Annotated in this window: 21 protein-coding genes; 9 read left to right on the top strand and 12 right to left on the bottom strand. The window is 62.2% G+C overall.

Annotated elements, in window-relative coordinates; genetic code table 11:
* From holA to ACODS2_RS01090, 8 genes are all read left to right on the top strand, one after another.
* Complete coding sequence (gene holA / locus ACODS2_RS01125) at nt 1-1,035, top strand: DNA polymerase III subunit delta (protein WP_488997214.1); 1,035 nt, start codon at nt 1-3, stop codon at nt 1,033-1,035.
* Nucleotides 1,036-1,235: 200 nt separating this feature from the next.
* Nucleotides 1,236-2,669 carry a sugar transferase gene (locus ACODS2_RS01120; RefSeq protein WP_488997213.1) on the top strand — a complete coding sequence of 478 codons (1,434 nt, stop codon included), beginning with the start codon at nt 1,236-1,238 and terminating at the stop codon, nt 2,667-2,669.
* 198 nt (nt 2,670-2,867) lie between these two features.
* Nucleotides 2,868-3,140: a hypothetical protein gene (locus tag ACODS2_RS01115; RefSeq protein ID WP_488997212.1), complete on the top strand. Its 273-nt coding sequence runs from the start codon at nt 2,868-2,870 to the stop codon at nt 3,138-3,140.
* A gap of 316 nt (nt 3,141-3,456) precedes the next feature.
* On the top strand, nt 3,457-4,776 hold the full coding sequence (locus ACODS2_RS01110) for an O-antigen ligase family protein (RefSeq protein ID WP_488997211.1): 1,320 nt from the start codon (nt 3,457-3,459) through the stop codon (nt 4,774-4,776).
* A 103-nt stretch (nt 4,777-4,879) separates the two neighbouring features.
* Entirely contained in the window at nt 4,880-5,572 is a 693-nt protein-coding gene (locus tag ACODS2_RS01105; RefSeq protein WP_488997210.1) for a polysaccharide biosynthesis/export family protein, read from the top strand.
* A gap of 13 nt (nt 5,573-5,585) precedes the next feature.
* Nucleotides 5,586-7,832: a GumC family protein gene (locus ACODS2_RS01100; RefSeq protein ID WP_488997209.1), complete on the top strand. Its 2,247-nt coding sequence runs from the start codon at nt 5,586-5,588 to the stop codon at nt 7,830-7,832.
* Between the two features lie 54 nt (nt 7,833-7,886).
* On the top strand, nt 7,887-9,029 hold the full coding sequence (locus ACODS2_RS01095; protein WP_488997208.1) for a tetratricopeptide repeat protein: 1,143 nt from the start codon (nt 7,887-7,889) through the stop codon (nt 9,027-9,029).
* Between the two features lie 34 nt (nt 9,030-9,063).
* Nucleotides 9,064-9,789 (top strand): class I SAM-dependent methyltransferase, encoded by a 726-nt coding sequence (locus tag ACODS2_RS01090; RefSeq protein ID WP_488997207.1) that lies wholly within the window; start codon nt 9,064-9,066, stop codon nt 9,787-9,789.
* A 7-nt stretch (nt 9,790-9,796) separates the two neighbouring features.
* Here the strand turns inward: ACODS2_RS01090 and ACODS2_RS01085 are convergent, their stop codons facing one another.
* Genes ACODS2_RS01085 through ACODS2_RS01070 form a run of 4 tightly spaced genes read right to left on the bottom strand, consistent with a single transcriptional unit; the run spans nt 9,797 to nt 14,934 of the window.
* Nucleotides 9,797-11,113: a lipopolysaccharide biosynthesis protein gene (locus ACODS2_RS01085; RefSeq protein WP_488997206.1), complete on the bottom strand. Its 1,317-nt coding sequence runs from the start codon at nt 11,111-11,113 to the stop codon at nt 9,797-9,799.
* Nucleotides 11,110-12,441 carry an O-antigen ligase family protein gene (locus tag ACODS2_RS01080; RefSeq protein WP_488997205.1) on the bottom strand — a complete coding sequence of 444 codons (1,332 nt, stop codon included), beginning with the start codon at nt 12,439-12,441 and terminating at the stop codon, nt 11,110-11,112. Before ACODS2_RS01080 ends, ACODS2_RS01085 begins: the two co-directional genes overlap by 4 nt.
* The gene (locus ACODS2_RS01075) at nt 12,441-13,373 is read right to left on the bottom strand and encodes an aldo/keto reductase (RefSeq protein WP_488997204.1); all 933 of its coding nucleotides are present in this window, start codon (nt 13,371-13,373) and stop codon (nt 12,441-12,443) included. Before ACODS2_RS01075 ends, ACODS2_RS01080 begins: the two co-directional genes overlap by 1 nt.
* Entirely contained in the window at nt 13,366-14,934 is a 1,569-nt protein-coding gene (locus ACODS2_RS01070; protein WP_488997203.1) for an FAD-dependent oxidoreductase, read from the bottom strand. The genes ACODS2_RS01075 and ACODS2_RS01070 overlap by 8 nt, the downstream gene beginning before the upstream one ends.
* 136 nt (nt 14,935-15,070) lie before the next feature.
* Between ACODS2_RS01070 and ACODS2_RS01065 the strand changes: the two genes are divergently transcribed.
* Entirely contained in the window at nt 15,071-16,120 is a 1,050-nt protein-coding gene (locus ACODS2_RS01065) for a right-handed parallel beta-helix repeat-containing protein (protein WP_488997202.1), read from the top strand.
* 52 nt (nt 16,121-16,172) lie between these two features.
* Here ACODS2_RS01065 and ACODS2_RS01060 read toward each other — a convergent pair whose 3' ends face one another.
* From ACODS2_RS01060 to ACODS2_RS01025, 8 genes are all read right to left on the bottom strand, one after another.
* Entirely contained in the window at nt 16,173-17,294 is a 1,122-nt protein-coding gene (locus tag ACODS2_RS01060; RefSeq protein ID WP_488997201.1) for a glycosyltransferase family 4 protein, read from the bottom strand.
* Between the two features lie 25 nt (nt 17,295-17,319).
* Nucleotides 17,320-18,231, bottom strand: coding sequence for a hypothetical protein (locus ACODS2_RS01055; protein ID WP_488997200.1), 912 nt, complete (start codon nt 18,229-18,231; stop codon nt 17,320-17,322).
* 23 nt (nt 18,232-18,254) lie between these two features.
* Nucleotides 18,255-19,367 (bottom strand): Gfo/Idh/MocA family protein, encoded by a 1,113-nt coding sequence (locus ACODS2_RS01050; protein WP_298168634.1) that lies wholly within the window; start codon nt 19,365-19,367, stop codon nt 18,255-18,257.
* 54 nt (nt 19,368-19,421) lie between these two features.
* A complete protein-coding gene (locus ACODS2_RS01045) occupies nt 19,422-20,210 on the bottom strand; it encodes a WecB/TagA/CpsF family glycosyltransferase (RefSeq protein WP_298168636.1) in 789 nt (262 codons plus the stop codon).
* Between the two features lie 9 nt (nt 20,211-20,219).
* A complete protein-coding gene (gene fcl / locus ACODS2_RS01040; RefSeq protein ID WP_488997199.1) occupies nt 20,220-21,188 on the bottom strand; it encodes a GDP-L-fucose synthase in 969 nt (322 codons plus the stop codon).
* Nucleotide 21,189: 1 nt separating this feature from the next.
* On the bottom strand, nt 21,190-22,317 hold the full coding sequence (gene gmd, locus ACODS2_RS01035) for a GDP-mannose 4,6-dehydratase (protein ID WP_488997198.1): 1,128 nt from the start codon (nt 22,315-22,317) through the stop codon (nt 21,190-21,192).
* 422 nt (nt 22,318-22,739) lie between these two features.
* Nucleotides 22,740-24,836 carry a hypothetical protein gene (locus tag ACODS2_RS01030; protein WP_488997197.1) on the bottom strand — a complete coding sequence of 699 codons (2,097 nt, stop codon included), beginning with the start codon at nt 24,834-24,836 and terminating at the stop codon, nt 22,740-22,742.
* A gap of 163 nt (nt 24,837-24,999) precedes the next feature.
* Nucleotides 25,000-25,425, bottom strand: coding sequence for a hypothetical protein (locus ACODS2_RS01025; protein ID WP_488997196.1), 426 nt, complete (start codon nt 25,423-25,425; stop codon nt 25,000-25,002).
* Nucleotides 25,426-25,572 lie beyond the last annotated feature (147 nt).

Below are 25,572 nucleotides of genomic sequence, written 5' to 3'. Positions count from 1 at the left end.
GTGAAGGCGACCCAGAAGAACTTCGCTGGCCAGATTGCGCGTGCCGCTGCGGACGCAACAGTCTTCTATTTCTGTGGCCCTGATGAAGCTGGCGCGGCAGATGCGGCAGCGCGCCTTTCCGCGCACATTGCCGCGCAGCAAGGCCAGTTCGAGCGGATCGAGCTGGCCGGTGCGGACCTGCGACGGGATCCGGTGCGGCTGGCAGACGAGGCGCGTTCGGTGTCGCTGTTCGGCGACAAGCGCCAGATCCATATCCGCTGCTCGGGCGATGAAATTCATGATGCGGTCGAGACCCTGCTTGCCAGCCCGATCAAGGGCTGGCCGGTGTTCATCCTCGCCACTTCGGCAACCGACAAGTCACGCATCGCCAAACTGCTCGTCGATCGGCCTGACGCACTTGTTACCATGTTCCATCCGCCGGATCTCCGCTCGGTCACGCTCGCGGTCCGCGAAATGGCGGATCCGGTTGGCCTGCTGCTGACCGACGAACTGGCGGAGCGCATTGCCCGTGGCGCGGCGCTCGACACGCGTATGGCACGCGGAGAGATCGAGAAGCTCGCGCTCTATCTTGATGCGAGCCCCGAGTCGCCACGGCGGGCTGATGCCGCCGCGCTTGATGCCATCGCTGCAGTCAGCGAAGACGACAGCTTCATGCCCCTGGTCAACACCGTACTTGCAGGAGACATTGCGCGCCTTTCTTCCGAATTGGCACGCATGCAGGAGCTTGAACTCAGTCCCGTCGGCTTGCTTCTTGCATTCGAGCGCCGTGCCGCACAGCTCGCGCAACTCGCTGGGCGAATGCGGGGTCGCGGCGATGTTAACGCGTTTCTTGAGCAGGAAATGGCTGCGCGGCGTGTATTCTTTCGGGACAAACCCGATCTGGCGCAGCAACTTCGGCGTTGGCGCGGACGCAAGCTGGGACGACTCGTTGAACGGCTGATGAACCTGCACCGCCAAATCCTCGCGGACAACCGCAATGGCGAAATTGTTTTATCTCAAGGTCTTGCTGAAATAGCACGCGCAGCGGCCCGCTGACCATTCCGACGAGTTGCCGCTCCTGTCAGACCGGTTGTGACGGCGATCACACCGACTCGCTTGTTTTTGGCCGATAACGCTGTACGTATTGCAACGCAGCATTCCTACCGATACCGAGGAATCTGCTTATAAGAGCTTTTGTCGTCCGGGTCGCACAACCGGAACGCTGATTTCAAGCGGTTCAAAAAGGTGCTTTAGCGATGACGACGTTGCAGCGAGACAGAGATACTGTCGCGTCGCCCACCGGTTCGGGGGGCGATGGGCCATCAGGCGTGAAGCGCCAGCTCAAGTTGCCGCTGGCGCCGTCGCTCGAGAAGCGCCGCCTCCAAGCCTATCTGCTCCTTTTGCTGATCGACGGCCTGGTGATCGTCGGCGCCTCATTGCTCGTCAGCCTGCTCTACATAGGTCATGCCAATGACCCGCAGACCATCCAGCAGATCGAGCTCTATGTGCCTCTCTACTGGGGCGCGGCGCTCATGACGCGGGCCTATACGATCCAGGCACTCACTTCGCTGCGGTACAGCCAATCGCGTTCGATGATGGCCATGGCCATGGCGCTGACGATGATGATCTTCATCGCGTTCTTCACCAAATCGAGCGAACAGTTTTCGCGCGTATCCACGGTGGCCAGCCTGTTCGTCATTGCAGGCGGCATGGCCTGGGCGCGAGCGGTCGCACAGCCGATCATCCGCTCCGGCTGCGGCCCGACAGCGCAGAACGTGCTGGTGATCGACGATGGTGGAAGCCCGGTGCGCGTTCCGCATGCCTGGCATATCGACTCGCGCGAGCATCGCTTGCGGCCAGATCGCAGTGATCCGCACATGCTCGACAGGCTTGGCATGTTCATGACGAACATGGACCGGGTGATCGTGACCTGCCCGCCAGAACGCCGCAAGGATTGGGCGATGGTGTTCAAGGGTTCGAACATCTGCGGTGAAATCGTCGATCCTGAAGTGAAGGAGCTGGGCGTGCTCGGTGCCGGGTTCGGCCACGGGTTCGGCTCGCTCGTCGTGTCCGTGGGGCCGCTTGGCCTCAGGGCACGGGGCGTCAAGCGCGCGATGGATCTTGCGATCGCCGGTAGCGCTACGATTGTGCTGGCGCCCTTGCTGCTGGTCGTCGCGTTGATGATCTGGCTGGAGGACCGCGGCCCGGTGTTCTTCATGCAGCAGCGGCAGGGCCGTAACAACCGCCTGTTCTGGATCTACAAGTTCCGCTCCATGCGCGTCGAGAAGCTCGATGCGACGGGCGCCCGTTCGGCCAGCCGCGACGATGACCGCATCACGCGCATCGGCCGCTTTATCCGCAAGACCAGCATCGACGAGCTACCGCAGCTGCTCAACGTGCTGCGGGGTGACATGAGCATTGTCGGGCCTCGCCCCCATGCGATCGGATCGCTGGCTGGCCAGAAGCGGTTCTGGGAAGTCGACCCGCGCTATCTGCTGCGCCACTCGCTGAAGCCCGGTCTGACAGGCCTCGCCCAGATTCGCGGCCTGCGTGGAGCGACCGATTCGGAGGCTGATCTGAGCAGCCGTCTGCAGGCAGACCTCGAGTATCTCGATGGCTGGACGGCCATCCGCGATATCCGCATCATTTTTGCTACCGTCAACGTTCTGGTTCACGATCGTGCGTTTTAAGGCGAGCCGTTCCTGTGGCGCGCCGAAGCGTTTGCGGTTGCGAGTTTGCAGCATGTTTGGATTCGATGTGCTTCAACGCGCGGCATTTTTCGTCCTTCGCAGTCGCAGCAACAATGCGTATGCGATGCAACATTCGGGTTGATCGAATCACTAAAGCGTACTAAGCGTATTTCCGTAAAGTTATTGGAGTGTGGGACTATGAGCATGTTCAAGATCGCCATCGCCGGTGCCGCTACGCTTGGCGTAGTCCTCGCTGGCACGGCCGCAAACGCTGAGCCGGTCCGCGCCGCTGCGGCCACTCCGGGCGTTGTTTCCGTGAAGCGGCTCAAGGCCGTTCGCACCACTGCCCCGGCGAAGCGCGAATCGCGCGAAGTGACCGGTGAAGATATCGGCCTCGGCCTGCTGGCTGGCGGCGCCGTAGGCTTCGCCATCTACGAAGCGACCAAGTCGAGCGACAGCAACGGCGGCTAATCGCTCCACGCTGATCAATGTATTGGAAGGGCTCGCGGTATCGACTTGCGAGCCCTTCTTGTAGGTGCCGCCGACGCGTTACCCCTATGCCGCGATCGGGTGTCCAATGTCAGGACTGCGAGGTCCGGCATTAGGAGTTGCCCTTATATGGCGCGAATCCTAGACCGTCTGCCAGGGAGGCACTGATATGTCGGGCGCGCAGGCAATCAAGGGATCTGGCGATACACGTCGGGATGATACCCGCACGTCGTCGAGCAGAAGCCCGGACAAGCTTCCCCCTCTCAGTTCGCGGCCACTTCCCGGAACTGCGCTCTGCATGGCTCTCGTCGGCCTCGCTATGGTTCTCGGCGGCGGCGGTACGGTCAATCCGCAGACGGAAATGGTACTTCAGGTGCTCACCGCCCTGATCCTCATTCCGCTTGTCGCCAGCTCCAGCTGGCAGCGCGGCCTTGGCCCGGTGCAAGTGCCCGCGATGCTCCTTGCCGGCCTTGTCCTGCTGGTCCCGATCCTCCAGCTCGTTCCGCTGCCCCCATCGACCTGGCAGGCGCTCCCGGGCCGTGCGATCGAAACGCAGTCGCTCGCGCTCATTCAGGCTGACAAGTCGTGGATGCCGCTGACGATGTCTCCGGCGCGCACGTTTGCCTCGCTGCTCGCAACGATCTGTCCGGTCTTGCTGATGCTGCAAGTCAGCCGCCTTTCCCTGCGCGGTCGCAACTGGCTGTGCAGCGTAATTGTCGGGGTCGCCGTCCTGTCTCTCGCCGTCGGCGTGCTGCAATTGTCGCGAACCGCCGGGCTTGAATGGTCGCTCTACAACCAGTTCAGCGAAGGCTTCCTCGTCGGTTTTCAGGCCAACCGGAACGCGCAGGCTGACATCCTGCTCGCAGCGATGCTGGCGACGGGCGTCTTGGCGACTGCGCGGCTGGGCGACGGCCGCAATCACGGGTTGACCTGGACCGTGCTTGTACTGGTCATCATCGGCCTCCTTGTCGGCCAATTCATGACCGGCTCGCGCACGGGGATTACGCTGTCGACGATCGCCCTAGCCTTCATCCTGCTCATGCTGTGGCCGATGCTGCGCAAGCGCTCGACCATGCTCTACGGGCTTGCCGGTTCGCTGGGCGTCCTGGTCGTCAGTGGCGGGCTGCTGATGCAATTGCAGTCCGTCCAGAAGGTCGTGGCAAGGTTTTCGCTTGTCCGTGAGGCCCGCTGGGACCTCTGGGCCGATACTTGGTACGCGATTGGTCAGGTTTGGCCCTTCGGCAGCGGCATCGGCACTATTGTTCCAATGCTGGAGGCTGCCGAGCGGCTTGAAGTCGTCGACACCACCCGGCCAGTTCGCGCGCACAACGATTGGCTCGAATGGGTGCTTGAGGCTGGCCTGCCCGGGATGATCGTCCTTGGCGCGATCCTGTTGATCATCGGCTATCTGATCGTGCGAGCCATCATGTCGGCGCGCAAGTCGGATGCGTCTGCATCGCGGCGCGCGCAGGTGCTGTTTGCCATCGGGTTCCTGCTGATTGAAGCGCTGCACGCGGTTGTGGACTATCCCATGCGCAGTATGTCGCTTGCTGCGCTTACCGCAGTTGCGGTAGCGATGCTGCTCGAGCCTGCTGCAGCGCAGCGTAGTCGGCAGTGATGCGCAGGATTTTCGCGCTCTCATCGGATGTTGCGCTGGGCCAAGTATGCTGGCATCGTTTCAATTGTTCAGATCTCGTTCTCGCCAAGGGGCATAGGTAATTGTGAAGAAATCCGCGGCCATCTTCATGCTGCTGGCCAGTGCAAGCCTTTCAGCCTGCTCGTCGCAGCTCTATGACGCGCTTCCCGCAAGGGATGCGGCCTATGCGCTTATCCCGGCGATCGACAAGGCGGTCGCCCCGACCCAATACCTGATCAACCCGGGCGATGTCGTGTCGCTCTCGGTGTTTGGTGAGCCTGATCTGACATTCCAGAGGCTCCCGGTCGACGATGCCGGGTTCATTCAGGTTCCGCTGGCGGGACCGGTTCATGTTGCAACGTTGACACCGGCGCAGGCCTCTACCCTGATCGCAACAAAGCTGGGAACGCGGTTCCTGCGCGATCCCGAAGTGACCCTCAACGTCATCGAACAGCCGGGCCAGACGGTCACGGTCGAAGGTCAGGTGATGCGGGCGGGTAGCTATCCGGTCGACAATCAAACGACCCTGCTCGGCGCGATCGCACTGGCGCAGAGCCCGACGCGGATCGCGAAGCTTGATCAGGTCGTGGTCTTCCGGACGCTCAACAACCAGCGCATGGCGGCCCGGTTCGACGTTGCCCGCATTCGTGCGGGTCAGGATCCCGATCCCCAGATTCTGGGCGGCGACGTGGTCGTCGTAGGCTTCTCGCAGGCAAAGTCGATCTATCGCGACCTGCTGCAGGCAGCCCCCATCTTCAACGTTTTCACTCGATTCTAACCTCGGCGGTATCGTGCAGCAGATCACCCCAGTTTCCGGCCAGACCGAAACAGTCCTCGCTCCCGAGCAGATCGCTGCCAATGGCGGCTACGGCGCTTACAGGGAGTCCGATGCCTACCTCGATGGCGAACCTTCCTTCAACATCCGCGAACTCATCGCCATCATCAGGGCAAACCTGCTCATCATCGGCATCATTGTCGCTGCGATGCTGGCGCTGGCAGTTGTCGTGACGATGCTGCAAACGCCGCGCTATACTTCGGTAACGACGCTGCAGATCAACGACCAGTCCGCGCAAATCCTCGGGAAGCAGGACGACACGACGCAGGATCCGATCGTCAATTCAACCGATACCGACCGCTTCCTGCGCACCCAGGTCGACATTCTGAAGAGCAGGGCGCTGGCCGAACGCGTGGCGCAGAAATTGCGCCTGGTCGGCAACGCCAAGTTCTATGATGCCATGGGTGTGCGCCAGCCGACCGGTGACCTGACACGCGCCGAGCTTGACGATCTCACGATCCGTACGATCGAGCAGGCCCGCGATGTGGATCTGCCGCGCAACACGCGACTGGCAACGGTCAGCTTCATCAGTACGCAGCCCGAAATGGCAGCCCAGATCGCCAATGCGTTTGCCTCGGAATTCATCCAGACCAACCTGCAGCGGCGTTTCGACAGTTCGACTTATGCGCGCGAGTTCATTTCCGGTCAGCTTTCCGAAGCGCGCGCGAAGCTCGAGCGTTCGGAGCGTGATCTCAACGCCTACGCCCGTCAGGCCGGCCTCATTCGCGATCGCGATGCCAATAACGTGATGAGCCAGGGCGGCCGCGTCGGCAGCTCGGTAACCACCACAAGTCTGCTCGAACTCAACTCCGCCGCCAACCAGGCGCAGGCGGCCCGCATCGCTGCGGAAGGCCGCTGGCACCTCATGAACAGCGGAAGCGCACTCAATTCGCCTGACGTGTTGGCGAACCCGGCAATTGCGTCCCTTCTGGCGGAACGCGCTCGGAACATGGCCGATCTAGAACGGCAGCGCGCAAACCACCTTGAAGATTATCCGGCGGTCCAGCAGCTCAAGGCGCAGGTCGGCGTGATCGATGCGCAGATCCAGAATGTTGCGCGCAGCATCCGCGCCTCGGTCAAGCAGCAGTTTGACGCCGCTGTGGAGGCGGAGCAGAGCCTCAAGCAGCAGGTCGCCGAGCTCAAGAGCTCGTCGCTCGCAGAACAGGATCAGCTGGTTCAGTACCGCCTGCTCGAACGCGAGGCAGACACGAACCGTACCGTCTATGAAGGTCTGCTGCAGCGCTACAAGGAACTCAACGCAGCGGCCGGCATCAGCGCGAGCAACATCTCGATCATCGATCCGGCGATCGCGCCGATCCGCCCGAGCTCGCCGAACCTCCTGCGCAACCTGCTGATCTCGCTCGTTCTCGGGTTCGGCTTTGCGGCCGTCTTCATCTACCTGCGGACCCAGCTTGATGACTCGGTCAAGGTGCCGGAAGACGTCGAAGGCAAGCTGCAGATGGCGCTGCTCGGCGTCATCCCGCTTGCTGCGGACAGCGACATCGATGTGGCGATGGAGGACCCCAAGTCCCCCATCAGCGAAGGGTACAACTCGCTTCGCAGCGCCCTGCTGTACTCCACGGCGACCGGCCTTCCGAAGACGATGCTGGTCACCAGCTCGCAGCCATCGGAAGGCAAGTCGACCACCAGCATCGCGATCGCGCGAGGCATGGCGCGGCTTGGGCGCAGCGTCGTGCTGCTTGACCTCGACCTGCGCCGTCCAGCTCTGCATCGCGCCATTCCGATGCTCAACGCAGAAAACAGCTGCGGTGTTTCGAGCATTCTGACCAGCCAGAGCACGGTCGATGAGGCCCTGCGCGACACCGATCTCGATACCCTCAAGGTGATCACCTCCGGCCCGATCCCGCCGAGCCCGACCGAACTGCTGAGCTCCAGCCGCATGACCCAGCTGCTCGAGGAACTCACCGCGCGCTTCGACCTCGTGCTGCTCGACAGCCCGCCGGTGCTCGGTCTTGCGGACTCCCCGCTCATGGCCGCACTCGTGGACGGCGTGGTGATCGTCATTCAGTCCGATCGCAGCCGCCGCGGATCGCTCAAGGCCTCGCTGCGCCGCTTGCGCAACATGCGCACCAACGTGCTTGGTGCAGTGTTGACGAAGTTCGATCCGACCGACATGGGGAACCGTTACTCGGAGTACTACGGCTACAACTACTACCAGTACAGCAACACCTCGGCGAACTGATCGATGCCGGACGTGATTGCCCTGAGCGTAGCCGGGCGAATCCGCAGGGCTGTTATGGTGCTGGGCCTCCTGGGCCTGGTCGTTGCAGCCCTGCTGAGCGGCACGGACCGCGAAAGCCGGGAGTTTCCCAACTCGCCCAGCTACGTCGGCTGGCCCTACGACACCGGTGCAGCCCGCGCCAAAGCCATTCTGGCGTTTGTCCAGCGCGGTCCGCAAAGGGCCATCGGCTATGCCCGCCGGGCCGTGATTTCCGATCCGATTTCCGCGCAGGCGATCTCGATCCTGGGGCAGGCGCAACTCTATTCGCAGCATCTTGCCGAAGCGCACGCCGCCTTCCGGGTTTCGGGACAACTCGGCTGGCGCGATTCGATGACCCAGATCTACTGGCTGGATCAGGCGCTTCAGGATGGGGACTACAAGGTTGCAGCCGAGCGGCTTGATGCCCTGTTGCGACAGGCACCAACCGACGAGAACCGCGATCGCTTCATCACGGCGGTTGCATCGACGCCTGAAGGACGGGCTGCACTGGCCGACCGCCTGAAGTTGACGCCGATCTGGGCCCGCGAGTTGGTCAGCGATGTAAAAGATCTGCCCGCCGACCAGATCCTGCAGCGGGTAGATATCATGCGGGTCGCAGGCAAGGGCGTGTGGGATTGCGGCGCAACGGAAAACATCACCCAGTCGCTCATAAAGTTGAACCAGCTTGATGTCGCGCAGGAAGTCTGGCGCCTCAATTGCGAAACCTCGAGCTCACTCGTGTATGACGGGAGCTTCGAACAATTCGATACGATGAAGCCGACCACGGGTTTTGATTGGCAGCTTTCCAACCGCGGCGACGCTGCCATTGCGCTGCTCGATGACGGGACCGGCCACCGCAGTCTTGCACTTGAAGTGACGGCGGTCGTCACGCTGCCGATCATTCGCCAGCTCGTCGTGCTCAAGCCGGGCCACTATCGTCTGACCTGGCAAACGCCGCAAACCGCGTCGGCTCAGGCTGCCGGGCTCAGCGTTTCGCTTGCCTGCAAGCCCGACCTGAGCACGGCGGTTTCGGGGAAGCCCGTAGACGGCAAGCAGGGCATGTGGAGCGCGGACTTCATGGTCGATGCCGAATGTCCGGCAAGGCAACTTGTATTCTGGTTGGCCCCGAAGGCGCCCATCCGTCTTGACGATGTGAGCCTTGTTGCCGCCAAGCCCTAAGCTAGCAACTAATTATCATGAAAGGCGCAGTGCCATGTCCAATATTGTGGATCTATGCAAACGGGTTGCTCTAATTCCCCTTACCGCGGTGACTGAGAACCCGAATTACAAGTATCAGAAGATCGCGCTCGCCCTCAAGAATACGGATGACTTCCCAGCTATTGCTGCGGAGTTCCAGATTCCGGAAACCCTGCTTCGCGAGCAGTTCGATGCGGGATTTGATATCCCCTCGTATCGGTTCAAGCGCGATGGGGCGTTCTTCAAGTGGCTCGTGGACAACAAGGCCACGTTCAAGGGGATGTCGTGGCTCGATGTCGGTGCCGATTTCGGCTGCGTCAGCGCCTACATTTCTGCCATCATCGAATCCAAAGACATGAAGCTGTGCGACATCGCGATCCGGCCCAAGCACAATTTCGAGATCCGGCTGTTTGACGGCAAGAGCCTCGATTACGAAGACAGAAGCTTCGACATCGTGCTGTTCTCGTTCGTCCTCCACCACGCGTCGTCGAGCACAATCCAGCTTCTGAAGGACGCCCGGCGCATCAGCCGCAAGCACGTGTTTGTGCTTGAGGACCCCAAGGAAACCGCGCAGGACGATATCTGGGGCTACTACCACGACAAGAGCGGCGTCTTCCGCAGCTTGAAGGAATGGCGCTCTCTATTTGACCTGCTGGGCTTTGATATCGCTGCGGAGCAGGCGCTCAGCCCGGAAGTTCACAGCCGCCACTTCTTCCACCTTGTCCGCAGGGACGACAGCTGAGGCTACTTTAGGCGGTTTCGCTCGCAGTAGCGCGTTTGCTTGCGGCGACGCGGCGATTGATCAGCACGAAGTAGAACAACACAACCAGTGTATTGATATTATTTGAAAATACACCTGCGGCGATGACCCAGTCAAAACCATGCATCGTGCCAATCGGCACGAGGATAAGTGCACTGATCAACGCGCAGGTCTGACCGACAGTGAGTATGGAGGTGGTCCCGCGCGAGATCAGCACGACGTTGCAGCCGTAGCGGACCGCCTCCATTGTGAACCCCAACGTCGCGAGCGCAATCGTGAGCTGATCGATGGAGTTTGCCGGCTCACCGAACGCCAGGCGGGTCAGCGTCTCGCCGCCGAGGATCATCGCCAACGCATAACTCGCCGAGCAGGTTCCGATCAGCGCCATCGTTTGCAGGGCAATCGGCCAGGCCCGATTCCGCAGTTCGGCATGCGACTTGGCCGCGGTGCGCGGAATAATGATCGACATCAGCACCATGGCCAACTGCGAGGGCGGAACTGTCAGTGTCATGATAACCCGCAGCGTACCACTCGCGGCAACGCCCAAGATGGCGCCGACAAGAACAACGGGTCCGAAGTTCCCGATCCACGACATGGCATTCGATACCAGCAGCCAGCGCCCGGTTCGCCAAAGCCGCTTGCGTGCCCAGCGCACCAGTTGCCGGGTCGGCTGAGACAGCGGCACGGCGCGCTGTTGGGCAAACAGAACGAGCGCCGCCAGACTGTTTGCCATGGCCACAACCAGCATGGCGTGGGCCGGATTGCGGCTCTTGAAGACATAGATCAGCAACAGCACGCCGGTAGCGGTCGACAACGCGTTGACGATCGCGGCGGCTGCAGCTTCCTTGCGCAAGCCCGAGAGGTAGTAGAGCCGCCGCGCTGCGTTCTGTGCGCGAAGTCCGACGAACGCGAGCCCAGTCGCTGGGATCAGCATCGGCTCGGGCGCGCCGAGCCAAGCCGCAGCAGGCCATGCGAGCACTAGCGGCGTCAGGATCAGTAGCGAGTAGCCGAAGGACAGGCTCAGGAACGTCCCCCGGAACGCAGCCTGGGAGCTGCTCGGGAGGCGCCGGGCCGAAGCTGGCACGGCATCACCGAAAAGGCCCATGCTCGATGTTTCAAGGAATTGCAGCAGCACCCAGGCGATGCTGAGCCAGCCGAACGCGCGCGCGCCCAGCCAGTGCCCCATGATGGCCGTAAACGTGAGATTGACGAGGGTAAGAACAATCTGTTCGATCACCCCGAAAACAACTGGCCCGAACCATCTGGACAGAACCTGCGCACCGCGCTGGCGAAGTTGGGCAATCACCTCAGGGCGTTTCCTCGTGCCTGCAGTCGGCGACCGTTCGGTCGATTGCGGCGTCCTTGCTGGCGATCCGCCTTCGCCGCTGCGGGCTGCAAAGCGTATTTCGCAGACAGGAACGAAAGCAGAAACAGCGTGGTGGTATTGGGCACCACGATCGGTACTTCATTCAGCGAGGAAACAAGGCAGTAGGTAAATACTCCAAGAGGAACGAGAGCATAGGAGACGCTACCGTCGATCACGGCCCGCACAGCATAGCGACCGGCGAAGTAGAACGCTGCCGCGTAGGTCGCACCGCCGATCAGGCCGAACTCGATGAGGGCCTGAAGGAACCCGCTCTCGAAGTTCTGATAGCGTGAGTACCACAGCCCGGTTCCGGCGTTCAACGCCTCGCCCAGTGAGTTGTCAGTGCCGTTGAAAGCCTCGCCGTAGCCGTAACCGAAGATCGGCTGTGCCCTGAAATAGCTGTACCAGGATTCGTACAGGTAGGTGCGGCCAGTGAAGGTATCGTCGCGGTTGAACAATTCCAGCCAGGTGTCGGGAAATGCAACGAGTGCGACGATGACAGCGACCACCACCACGCCAACCAGCCCGGCAATCGCCGGAGCGCGCTGATAGGTCACCCCAACGAACATGACCGCGATGCTCAGTGCACCCGACAGGATCGGGCTAACGGCACCGCTGAGCAGCAGCGCCACCATGAAAATGCCAAGGCGAACGAACAGCGCAGCAGACCATTTGCCGCCGGGCGACAGGGCCATGCCCACACCGATGACGATGGCCTGCACGAAGAATGTCGCCGCGAGGTTCTTGTGCGGGAAAATGCCCGCATACGGGGTTGTGCCCAGGAGCGTGTTGCGCTGCAGACGGTCGTACACGACAGCAAACTCGGCGTTGGCGAGCAGCGGATAGAGCAGCAGGTGTACGACGGTGAGGACCACCGCGAGGCTGAAAAAGATACTGAGCACTCGGTCGCTGCTGAAGCGGTCGGCGGCCCAGCCGCCAAATAGAATGGTCAGAACGAGGCTCACCAGCTTGACGATGCTGGAAACTTCGACGCCGTTGGTAACGTAGGCAGCGACCGAGGTCAGGGTCAGGATTCCGCCAAAGATCCACGTTTTCGGGATGGCCAATGGTTTGATCAAGGCAATCGCGCCGATCAACACAACGTAGAGTGTCAGCCAGATCGCGACATAAGCCTGTGATTCCGATGCCTTGCCGACGTTGTTGACATCGGAAAGGTCGACGAAGACCAGATAAAAGGCATTGCTGACCATCGCCAGATAGACGGTGAAGAACGCCAGAGGGAACTGCGAAAGCAGACTTCGCCGCATCAGACCATTCCTCTCAACGCAGTCAGGATCTCGGCAGCTGACGACAGCGCACGGGCACTAGCCAGTTCTTTCACCCGGCCCGGATCACGCGATTGGGCGATCACCATCCCGCCAGGTGCCTCGGACAGCGCCAGAGCCATCAGCAGGCTCACGGCACCCCTGGGCTCGGCGCAGTGGATGGACGTCCGGTCGGTTACCTCTGCGGCAAAGGCCGGATGCGCCTCGAAGATCGACTGTAGTTGCGGCAGGTTGTGCACGACACCATGCCGGTTCGTCGCCATTTCAGGCGAAGCTGCGAGATGCTGGCCATCCAGCCGCCAGACGCCCTGTGCCATGGCCAGCGGTGCGGACAACGGCCATGACATGGCCTGAAGGCTCTCGGTGCGCGACCCGGCGCCGGCGACACCAATTTTTCCCTCCCGCTGCAATTCAGACAGCAACTCGAGCAGTTCCGGCGATAGATCGCTGGCCAATGCCTCGTGCAGCAGGAGCACATCGATGTGATCCCGGCCCAGCGCGCGGAGGCTTTCCTCGACCGATGCACGGACAAAGCCGGTGTCGAACTGGCCCCGAGGCGCGGCTGCGCGCATCTTGTTGCCAAGTTTGCGGCGCAATCCTGGAACCGCCGCCAGCCCGACACGCGCGGTGCTCCGCACAAGTTGCCCAAGGCGCCCGGGCCGACTGCCCCGACCGATGCCGACTTTCGTCGTGACGGTCGCAGCGCTGCCGAATTCCTTGATGGCACGGCCCAGAAACTGCTCAGCCTCACCAAACCCGTAGGAGGGCGCTACGTCGAAATGGCGAATGCCGGCGTCCCATGCGGTTGTGAGCAGTTTGCGTGATGGGGTCCAGCCGGTCGAGCCGCCAAGGCCGCCACAGCCGAAGGCGATACGGGTCGTCCGCCGGCCATTGGCGAGCACGATCTCATCCATGCGCGGCTCGCAGCTTCTGGTTCAGGCGCAAGGCCAGCGCGATCGCGGTGAACGTGCAGTTCACGAAGCCGGAGGTCGGAAATACAGCGGCACCTGCGACGTATACGTCATCCGTGCCAAAGACCTTCAGATCCGGATCAACCACCCCGGTAGCCGGGTCCGCACCGATTCGCGCGCCGCCCATCTGGTGATTGGTGTCGTCGCCTTCCTCCAGCAAGGCTGCGTCGCGTGCCGTGATCCGGGCATCCAGATCGACCGTTGCAATGCCTTCGCGTGCCAGCAGATCGCGGATGTTCTCGGCGCAGGCGGCAACCGTCTCGATTTCCCGGCCATCAACCGTCCAATTCAGCGAAAGGACCGGCAGCCCCAGGGCATCGCGTTCGTCCCCGCGGGTGATCGCCGATTGAGCAACCGGCACCTGTTCGGTCGTCACGCGCAGCTGGATCGCCGCATTGCGCGGATGAAACGCCCGGTTGGAGCGCAGATAGCGCACCACCATCGGCAAGGCGACACGCGCTACGCCGATAAAATGGCGTGGCAGCTCGCGCCAGTTCGCCGGCAGCTTCCCCCGCCGCAGACTGCGCATGAAGTGCCTGAGATTCTCGGCATTTTCCTTGTAGGAAGTCGAGAAGATGAACGCACCGCATGCCTGCAGCAGCCCATCCCTGCGCTGCACGGCCTCGCTGAGCTTCAGCTTGGGATTGTATTTGTATCCGCCGAGAAAGACGTTCTCGAACAGGCTGTCAAAGCGCTTGCGATCTGCAACCCTGACAGTGCCAACAATCACGTCGATATGGTCATAGTAGCCGCGCCCCAGCCAGGGGTTGGCGTTCCATGGCGCCGCTTCCCCGCTGACATAGGGCTGCTGCAGCATCCGAACGATCTCGAAAGTGCCGCAAGCCAGAACGAACGCACGCGCACGCACGCGCACTTCCTTGCCGCCGAGCGTCCGGACGACAGCCTCGTGCCGTCCATCTGGCAGCGGCGCGAAGCCCACGAAGTTCGCATGGAGCAGAACGGTGGCGAGCGGCGAGGCGATGTCCTGCGCATAATGGACGGCAAGGCTCGGTTCCTTGAGCCAGCGCGTGAAGAAGTAATCGAGCCCCGGGTCGTCCGCCAGTTGCGCCCCTGCCTTGGCACAGACCCCCGCATCGTCGGAAATCGCCGCATCCATGCCGAGCAGCGTGTTCGCGGCGTCGTACCACGGATCCACGTCTGCGCGGGTGAAAGGCCAGCCCAGCCCGTCGCACTGCGCCCGCGGCTCGAACACGATGGGATCGAAGCGGCCGAGCTGGCCGCCCCAGAAATGCGTTGTGCCGCCAAGCAGGCGGAACCGGCCGATATGGACGCCCTCATGCAGCTGCCCGGTGGACCGGGCAGAGCGCACGATATCCTGCGAGCGATTCTCGAGCCCCGCTCCGCCCGCCTCGATCAGCAGCGTCCGTTCGCCGCGCCGGACGCGGTCGGCCAGCATCGACAGGCCGACAGCCCCGCCGCCGATGATCACGACATCTTCTTCCAGCGGTCCGGCGACCTGGGAATCTTCGAGATCAAGCAGCATAGGGGGGCGGTATCACAGGCATGGAATGGGAGAAAGCCTCGTGCGGTGCCGTCAAAGGCAGGTTAAGGATGCTTGTGCGATGCACCATCGCCGGGACCACAAGCCAATCGAGGGAAGCGCTGTGATTTATCGCCATATGTTGCTTGTGACCGCCGTTCTGTTCCTGGCAAGCCCAGCCATCGCTGAGGAATCCCATGTCTACGTCCGATCCGATGGCGATGCCTCGGGTGATGGGCGCAGCCCGCAAACTGCCGTTTCCTCGCTTGCCCGCGCGCGTGATATCGCGCGCCAGCTGCCCAGCCCCCGCACCGTTCATCTCGACGGAAAGTTCGTCATGGATGGACCGCTCGAACTCGGGCCGGCGGACTCGGGCACGTCGTGGCTCGGCGGCCCGAACGCAGCTCTCACCGGGCAGGGCAAAGTGCCCTATGCGATCCATGGATCGAGCGTTCGGGACGCTTCCTTCGCCGGTTTCGCGATCAGCGATTTCGCCAAGCAGGGAATCAACCTCGTCGATCCCGCGCGGGTCACCATTTCTGGTCTGGCAGTTTCGCGGATCACCTCTGACGCCTGGAGCCAGGGCGGCATCTTCGTATCCGGCAACATCAAGGACCTTGCGATCACCGGCAATACCGTGAGCGATACCGGCTACATCGGCATCGGCGTCTTCTCGAACTATGGGCAATCCGGTGTGCGCATCAGGATTGCCGACAACCGCGTCGAGCACACCTGCAAGAAAGTTGCCGACTGCGGCGCGATCTACCTCGGTGGGCGCGGCACCAACAGCGGCTCGCAGATCACCGGGAACATCATCAACGACTTCGGCCCGCAAAGCTCGAAGGGACGCGGCATCTATCTCGATGATTGGGAGTCCAACGTCACGGTCACGAACAATTGCGTCGCTGGGCCAGGTCTCTTCGGCATGCACATTCACGGCGGGCGCAACAACAAGATCACCGGCAACTGGATCAACGCCCGCGGCCTGCGCGCGGCGCTCCTGAACCAGGCAAACTCGCACCAGCCCAAGCGCGACATGCTTGGCAATGTCTTTGCCGACAATACGATCCAACTCGACCCGGCGGTCCCCAATCTGCTCGAAGAACGTCAGTCGCGCGCCACGCAGATGGTCCGGATGTCCGGCAATCGCATTATCGATCAGGCCCCGCCGGGCAGGTGCCCGTTCTGAGCGACGATGCCGCAGGAGATCGCCAGGGATCGCGTGCGCCCCTCGCATCGGATCAGGTCCCGAGGGCCTTGAACACACCTGCGGCAAAACGCTGCGCCATCTGCTCGATGGAATAGCGATCGGCCATGGCCCGAGCTTCGTCCGCCATGGCCGATCGTCTTGCCGGATCGAGCAGCAGATCGGCCACCGCATCACCGTAGGCCTGAGAATTCTGCCAATCCGCAACCAGCAGTCCGTTCACGCCTGGCTCGAGATAGGCGATCTCCGGGCTATGCCACGGAAACGCGGTTGTCGCGATCGGCAGGCCGGTGACGCCGGCATCGAGGATGGCAAGGCCCATCAGGCCGGGCATGAGGAAGACATGCCCCATGCACATCAGATCGACCTTTTCCTGCCCGAAGCGCGGTCCCATCACGTGCATCCATGGCCGCGTCCGGGCCAGCTCTTCGGTCAACGGTAAATCGGAACCACCGCCGATAACCACGAACTCGAAGTCCGGCACGCGCGAGCGGATAAGGTCCGCCGCCTCGACCAGAAAGCCCATGCGCTTGTCAGGGTAGATGCTGCCGATGAACACACCGATCGGACCGGGACCGATGCCGAACTGCCGGCGCAAAGCTTCAAGCCGGCCCTCGTCCGCCGCCGCCACCTGCTGGCGCAGTTCCGTGGTATCGACCGCATTGTTGAAGACGGTGATCCGTTCGCTGGGATAGCCCAGTGATTCAACGTGGCGGCGTGTCTCATCAGTATAGGCGAACCACCAATCCGCCTTCGTTGCCCAGAACTGCTTGAAGCGCTCCCCGGCACCATCCGGATTGCGCGACTGGAAATTGCGGCCGTGCCCGAAATAGGCGACCTTGTTTCCGCGCAGGCGAGACAAGGCGAGCAGGCCATAGTTCACCATCAGCTTGTTCTCCTGCTGGACGATGGCGAGGTCATAGCCGCTCGCCTCCAGCAGGACGTGCTGGTATTCCTGACCGGAAAACCGTGTGAGCGGCACGCACCGCCCCCACTCGATGTCCACAGTATCGTTCTTGAAGCGGTCACGCTTGCCGAGGTGCGAGTAGTAGACAACGTAGTCCACGCCCGCTTCACGCAGGATCTCCCGCAAGCGCTCATGAAACGGCCGCCGATAGTGGTACGACGGCGGATAGATGAAGCAGACGCGTTTCAAGTTCGCTGTCCCCTGAACCGATGTCTCAGGCACTCACCTGCGGTGATACTGCGGCCGGTGCGCCACCGCGCCCGAACTGCGCATCGTACTTGTTGATCAGGTCGACCGTGTTTCTGATGTTGCCCGCCGAAGAAGCGCCGAAAAGCAGCGCTTCGATGTTCTTCTGCTCGCAGACATATTCGACCGCCTCCGCCGCCGGGATCGCGCCGGAAGCGAAGATCGACATCGCGATCGGGCGGAACTTGCGCTCGGCGATGGTCTTCTCGTAGTTGTCGAGGCCGCCCGCCGTCCGGAACGCGATCTTGTTGATGTTCGCGCAGATGATCGGGTTCTCGATCCCGATACCTTCGAGCACATCGAGCAGTCGCGGCAGGTTCATCGTGATGAAGCCCGGCTCCGCGTTGTACTTTGCCTTCACGTGATCCGCGAACATGCGGAAAGCATCATAAGCACCGAGGCCGAGAATGAGGTCGGTCACGACGTTCTGGATGAAAATGATCGGCGTGCTGAGGCCGTGGAACATCTGCATCTCGGCATCGATCAGCATGCCAGCGAGGCTTTCCATGTCCATGCGCGCCAGCGAGAGACCGCCCTTGAGCAGCGATCCGATCTTGCTTTCGCCGGGCAGCAACTTGGAAAGCGCCCCGGTCATCCCGTACTCGGTCACCGCGTTGGCGTATTTGTGCGCGTAGGGCATGCACGGGTAGAACTGGAAACCGGGGTAGCGGTCCGGATTGGCGCGGAAGTGATCACACACCTCGCCAACGCGCTCGTGCGTGGTGCACATGAACACCCGAATGCCCGCGTCATAGGCATTGTCGAGCGTCTTGATGATCTCGCGAATGTCCTGAAAACGCATGGCCTGCGCACGCGCCTTTTCCTCGGACATGTGGTTCACGCCGAAGAACTGGTTATCGCCGAAGAGAATTCTTTCCATTGCTCGTCTTCCCCTGGACCGGCTTACTGCGACTTGCCGAAAAGGCGGGCGAGGCCGGTCCGTGGCCGCGCTCTGGTCTGCGTTGAAGCGGCGACCATCTCTCCATCGTCGATCCGGATTGCATCGCGCGTCGCAGCCGCACGGATCGCGTCGACGGTCATGTCCGCCTCGACCGCCGTGGCGAATGTGCTGCGCGTGGCCTTGTCACCGGCAGCGACGTGCCGTGCGAAGTGCTCGATCTGGGCGGAGTATTCCTCGCCGCGCAGATAATAGTCCACCGGCTCGGTCAGCTCGGTCGTGTAGCGCACGTTCCAGCCCTGGTTGAGGCCGAGATCGGGCCGGGGTTCACGCATGTAGACCTGCACTTCCTGGCGGTCCGCGATGATCTTCCCCTTCGTGCCGTAGAGCGTGAGCTTGGTCGACATCTTGCGATACGATTCGTCGCTCCAGTTGACCTGCAGCGTCGCGGTCATGCCGTCATCATACCCCATCAGGGCATAGACTTCGTCGTCGACTTCCTCGGAGAAGACCGAGCCCAGCGATGCCGAAAGCACAGTGTCGGGCCGGCCGACGCAGTAGTTGAGCAGGTCGAGCGCGTGGGTTGCGTAGTCATAAAGCGCGCCGCCGCCCGTCTGCTTGCTGCCGCGCCAGGAGCCCGTCTTGGGGCGCAGCACGACGGGACCATAGGCTTCGGCCGTCACGTGGTGGATGCGGCCGAGGATGCCCGCATCGACAAGCGACTTCACGTGCACGAACGAGCCCACGAACCGGTAGTGATACCCCACCTGGTTGACGATACCCGCCGTTTCAGCTGCCTTGGCGAGCGCGATGCCGTCCGCGGTTTCCAGCACGAAAGGCTTTTCGCAGAAAATGGCGAGACCCTTGGCGATCGCCGCCTCCACCATGGGAACGTGCGCCTTGGGCGGCGTTGCGATCACGACCGCATCGAGCGGCTCCTTCGCGAGCATCTCGGCGTAGTCGGAATAGCTGCGCGCCTTGGTATAGCGCCCCATTACCGACGCCACGAGCGGCGTGGAATCACACGTTGCGACGAGCTCGATGCCCGACGTCGAATTCAGGATGGCCTGATGGGATATGCCCATCTTGCCCAATCCTACCAGTGCAACGCGAACCATCCGGATTCCCCTTCTGCAATCTCGATTCCCGGCCCGCACAAAGGGGCCAAACCCTCAGCCGCGGCGCTTGCCGCCGCCGGACACCCTGCCCGCAGTGCCGCGCACCATCGCACCGAGCATCCACACGCCTGACCACCAATAACGCTTGGCGCGCAGCTTGGGCTGCACGATCAGGCGGAACAGCCACTCGAGCCCCAGCTTGCGCAGGATCAGCGGCGCCCACGGCACACGGCCGGAGTGGTAATCGAACGACGCGCCGACACCCACCATCCACGGCACGCCGGCCTCATCCTTGATATCGGCGATCATCGCTTCCTGCTTGATCAGCCCCAGTCCGACCCAGACGATGTCCGCCTCGGATTCGCGGATCTGACGGATCATCGCGCTGCGCTCTTCGGCCGTCAGCGGCCGGAAGGGCGGCTCGTAGATCCCGCAGACGATGAGCCCGGGAAACTGTTCGCCAAGCCGCCGCCCCATTTCCTCCGCAGACCCGTCCCGTCCGCCGAGATAGAAATGGCGCCATCCCCGCGTCGCACCGTATTCCGATGCGTCAAGCTGCAGGATCGGCCCGTTGTAGCGACTAATCGAATCGCCCGCAGCCTTGGCTGCGGCGATGACCCCGACACCGTCGCACAGCGAGTAGTCCGAGCCGCGAATGAACTTCCCGTGGCTCGCCAATCTGCGCGCATGATAGAGGGATTCGGTATTGGTGATCGAAATGTAGTGGCCCGGTGAACGCTCGCGGATGGCCTTGTCCATCGCTGCGAGGATTTCCTCGTGAGGATCCACGTCGATCGGAAAGCCGTCAACGTCGACACGGTACTGGGGAGTGCTCGAACCCATGCTTAGTCCTCAGACCCGGATTTCGGCCGGGGCATCACCCTCGACATGCGCCAGATACCAGCGGTATGTCTCGGCCAGCCCCTGCTGCAACGATACGCGCGGCTTCCAGCCCATCGCGCTGAGGCGGCCGGAGTCCATCAGCTTGCGCATCGTGCCGTCCGGTTTGGTGGTATCGTAAGCGATCCGGCCGCGAAAACCGGTCACTTCGGCGATCATTGCAGCGAGTTCGGCGATCGAAACGTCCTCGCCATAGCCGACATTGATGTGGCTCAGCATGGGCTGGGTGTTGGCCGCATAAATGTCGTCCGGCAGATCCAGCACGAACAGCGAGGCTTCCGCCATATCGTCGACATGGAGGAACTCGCGCCGCGGCGTACCCGTGCCCCAGATCACCACTTCTTCCAGCCCTTGCCGCGCCGCTTCATGAAAGCGGCGGATCAACGCCGGCATCACGTGCGAGTTTTCCGGATGGAAGTTGTCGCCGGGGCCATAGAGGTTGGTCGGCATCACGCTGCGATAGTCGGTACCGTGCTGGCGGTTGTAGCTTTCGCAGAGCTTGATCCCGGCAATCTTGGCGATCGCATAGGGCTCGTTGGTGGCTTCGAGCACGTCGGTCAGCAGCGCTTCCTCGCGCATCGGCTGGGCAACGGCACGGGGGTAGATGCACGATGAGCCAAGGAACAGCAGCTTGCTGATCCCGGCCGCAAAAGCCTGATGGACCACGTTGCACTCGATCATCAGGTTTTCGTAGATGAAGTCGGCAGGATAGGTGTTGTTGGCATAGATGCCGCCCACCTTGGCCGCTGCCAGAACCACGGCATCGATCTTCTCGTCCTGAAAGAAGTCGCGCACATCGGCCTGACTCGTGAGATCGAGGTCGGCATGGGTGCGTGTCACGACTTCGGCACCGCGCTCGGTCAGCTTGCGGCTGATGGCGCCGCCGACCATGCCGCGGTGTCCAGCAACATAGACCCGCATGTCAGGATTCCAGCGAGACGGGCAATTCGAACCCGTGCCGCTTGAGAAGCGAGTGACGCTGCGCGGTCTTGAGGTCCTCGGCGATCATCTCACGGCACATTTCCTGCACGCTGATTTCCGGCACCCAGCCCAGTTGCTGCTTGGCCTTGGAGGGGTCGCCCAGCAGGGTTTCGACTTCGGCCGGACGGAAATAGCGCGGATCGATACGTACGACGACATCGCCGGGCGATACGGCCGGCGCAAGATCACCGCTGACCGACTCGACGATCCCGACCTCGTCGATCCCGCTGCCCTCGAAGCGCAACGTGATGCCAAGGTGTCCGGCCGACCAGGTGATGAACTCGCGCACAGAATACTGCACACCGGTCGCGATGACGTAATCTTGCGGATCGTCCTGCTGCAGCATGAGCCACTGCATCCGCACATAGTCCTTGGCATGCCCCCAGTCGCGCAGCGCATCGATGTTGCCCATGAAGAGGCAATTCTCGAGACCTTCAGCGATGTTGCTCAGTCCGCGGGTGATCTTGCGGGTCACGAACGTCTCGCCGCGGCGCGGGCTCTCGTGATTGAACAGGATGCCGTTGCACGCATACATCCCATAGGCCTCGCGGTAGTTCACCGTGATCCAGTAGGCGTACATCTTGGCCACCGCATAGGGGCTGCGCGGATGGAACGGCGTGGTCTCCCGCTGCGGGATCTCCTGCACCAGGCCATAGAGCTCCGAGGTCGAAGCCTGATAGAAGCGCGTCTTCTTCTCGAGGCCCAGGAAGCGCAGCGCCTCCAGCAGCCTCAGCGTACCGATCGCGTCGACGTCAGCGGTGTATTCGGGCGCTTCAAAGCTCACCGCCACGTGGCTCTGCGCGCCGAGATTGTAGATCTCGTCCGGCTGCACATCGTGGATGATGCGGGTGAGATTCGAGGTGTCGGTGAGGTCACCGTAATGGAGCTTCATGTCCGGCGAGGGCGCATGAGGATCCTGATAGATGTGATCGATGCGCTGCGTGTTGAACAGCGAAGCACGGCGCTTGATGCCGTGAACTTCATAGCCCTTCTCGAGCAGCAACTCGGCCAGATAGGAACCATCCTGCCCGGTTACGCCCGTGATCAACGCTACCTTCTTGCCAGTCAATTGCTGCTCCCCAAACAAGTCATCGCACATCAGGTCGGTGAGATTCCGCTTCGCGGCATTTCATTCATGCTGCATCGCAGCTACCGCGTCCGGGTCAGCTGGCACACCTTGCGGGAAAGCCTGAGCGAACCGAGGCCGAAAACATCCATATCGTACGCTTCCCGCGCAAAAAGCAGTCGTTCCCGCTAACGAACGGGAACTGTAGGATCACTATGCGTTCGAGTATATCCAAGCTTTCCCCGCTATAGTCAACCAGCGCATGCCGCGGTGCATCAAATTAATACAGCACCTGCACAATTGAACCAATCCGGTGCGAAGACGGCTTCGGTCAGCCGCTGCCAACCGAAGTTCCGCCACCTTGGTTTTTTCGAATCGGCTCCCCGGAGCCGGCCCGTTTCCCGGTTCCGGAAGCCCCGGCTGGTTCAGGCGATCACGCCCTTGCTGGTCACCCGCCAGTTGGTGTTCAACTGATCAAACGCCACCCTGCAGGAACCATTTTGCGGGAGCGTGACAAGGGTGTTCGAACCCTGCTTGACCAGCAGATTGAAGGCGCCGCCGGCGGGCCGGAAGATTTCGAACTCGTCGCCATCATCGGCATCGATGGTTTCCAGCGTCAGCGTGCGGTCCGCCGTCAGGGCTGTCGAGAATCGCTGGAACATGCGGTCACGGCCTGCGCGGACCGAAGCATCGGCATCACCGCGGGATGCCACGCCCTTGTATTGCCCCGGCACGGAGAGATCCTTGATCGTGACAGTGCCGCCCGATGAAAGGTTGGCGAAGGGCTTCACGCTGTGCTCGGGCCGGGCGTCATCGACCCACACCCCGGCATAGCTGAACGCCACCGCACCACTCGCGATGGAGGTAAAGGCATAGGCACTGTTGGCGATCGCGCCACCCCCGGTGATCTCGATCCCGTGATTGCGTGCCTTCACAACGGCCCCATCTGTCAGGTTGAAGCCATTCAGCGTCGCCATGGCGATCTTGCCGCCGTCGAAGACCAGCGACGTCGAAACGTTCATCGACGCAGGGCTGCGAACCGTCGTGTTGATGTACTCGGTCATGCAGCCGGTATTGCCCGATACGTTGCCGGGCCAGCCGGCACTGCTCGTGCTCATGTCCACTTCCGAGTTGTGCAACGAAACGAAGTTCCAGCCGGCTCCGCTGTAGACCATGTTGTGCACCAGCGAATTGCGGATATTGACCTTGTGCGCGCCCGATCCGCTGAAGGTCGTGCCAGCGAACGAAATGAGCGAACTGGCCGCATTGGGCGTACCGACAAGCGTGCTGCGATGGCGGAAATTGGTGATCTCGAGCCGGCTGTTGCGCGCGGCGACGACGCTGTAGCGCACCCCCACCTGCAGGTTTGTTTCCAGCCCGTCGATGGTAACATTGGTGCCGCGCACCTGCACGGCGCAATTGAGCCCGCTGCTCGGCTGGCCGGGATCCTCATTGTGGGTGCCGTACGCCTTGATATTCTCGAAGCGCACCTGATCGCTGTGGGTATGGGTGTCCCAGGTGGCTGCGCTGCACGAAATGCCTTCGCCGGTCACCGCAATGCGCCTGACCACGCCGCCGCTGAACGTCAAAGGCTGCGTCAGTCCGGTTGCCGTCCCGACAATGATGTCCGAATAGGCATGGCGGACGTTGCGCGCATGCACCTCGATCTTGCAGTCCGTCGTCGCCGCGGCAGCGCACACGCCATAGCCGAACGAGTTGTTGGCCTCATCGTCGCGCAGGTCCCGGACTTTGGCGCGAACCCGCCCGCCCATGCAGGAAAGCAGCATCACGCCGCGCGAGGAGTTGCTGTCGATCCGCACGTCGATGTCCGGGCCCACATAGCCTTCCACGCGAACGAGGTCGCGAGTGGTGTTCTGCTCGCCCTTGATGTTGAGGTTGAGGACACACAGGTTGTCGCCAAGCTTGGCCACGGACCCGGCGGTACTGTAGAGGTTCCACTCGCCGAGAACCCGGTCGAGAAACACCGTGTTTCCGCCCGATTTGGCCAGCACCATCGCGATCTCGGCGAGGTTGGTGTAGTTCGTCGTGCTCACGCCATTGAAGTACGAGAACGTGTTGTTCACGCTGTCCGAGAGATAGACGTGATCGCCGGCCGCAAGGGCTGCGTATGTCGCCGCGTCCACCGTGAGCGCGGTCACGAAGCTGCCGGTCGAGGCAGGCCATTGCGCCAGCGCTGGGGCCGCGGTCCACGATCCGACAGCGGTAAAGCTGTTGCGCGCGCGAAAGCCGTTTGCACTGCCCATGAAGTTGATCAGCGCGTCATCCGCGCACGAGATGGCGCAGTAGCCGTTGATCGTCGACCAGCCCGTGATGTTGATGCTGCGGTCGATCAGCAGCGGGCGGCGAAGGCTGTTCATCTGCGAGATCGCGCTCGCAAGACCGGCCGTCTCGTTGGGCAGAATGGTGCCGCCCAGCATGCTGGTGAGCCGGATCGGATTGGGATCGCCCGTTCTGGCGAAAGCGGCGGTAGCGATGGATCGGCTGATCATGTCCGTGGGCATTTTGCGGCTCCTCTGGCGGGCGCTGGCGCGCGGCGCGCGCGGGTCGTTCCGACATGACGCCCCACGCCGGCGCGCACAGCGGCGCGCCGGTCGGTTCGGTGCCGGTTCGATGTTGGCTTGGTGGATCGAAGGATGTGCGGGGCCGGCGCCCCCGGCAGGGATGCTACTGCGCGAGGCGGTACGTGACCGTTCCGGATTGCAGCGCGACATCGAGATAAAGGCCGGCTGCGGCCTCGGCCTCCTCCCAGACGGGTTCGCACACGTTGGCCGAGAATTGCCCCCAGGTACGGCCGCCCATCGTCACCGGCAGGCGCGTTGCCCCCCCGTCGATGGAACGGAGCAGAGACACAGTCCCGGTCCACGTTCCGGACAGCGAGATCACGACCGGTTGACCGGCAGCCGGAGCGAACGGCCCGAAAGTGGCGCTCGAGGATGTTGTCCCGCCGAGCGGCGCCGGCTTGTTGGCCACCACCGGGGTTACCGGCAGCGGAGAACCGTTGGCAACGAGCTGCGCACCGCTTGCACCATCGGAGAAGCTCACCGCGAAGGTTGGGGTATATCCGGCGGGCGATAAGACATCGTTGGGCATCGGCGACTCCAGATTGTGCAGTGGACAGATCAGGAGATAACCTATTTGGTACTTTATTGCAAGTCTGTTAACCATTAGGTATTGCTACCCTGGACCGTGGCCTGCCTCTGGCGCGTTCTGCCGCACCCGGATTTCGATTCCAAACAA

This window comes from Novosphingobium sp. FG137 (genome assembly GCF_057809735.1).
This window is presented reverse-complemented; position numbering and strand designations above follow the sequence as displayed.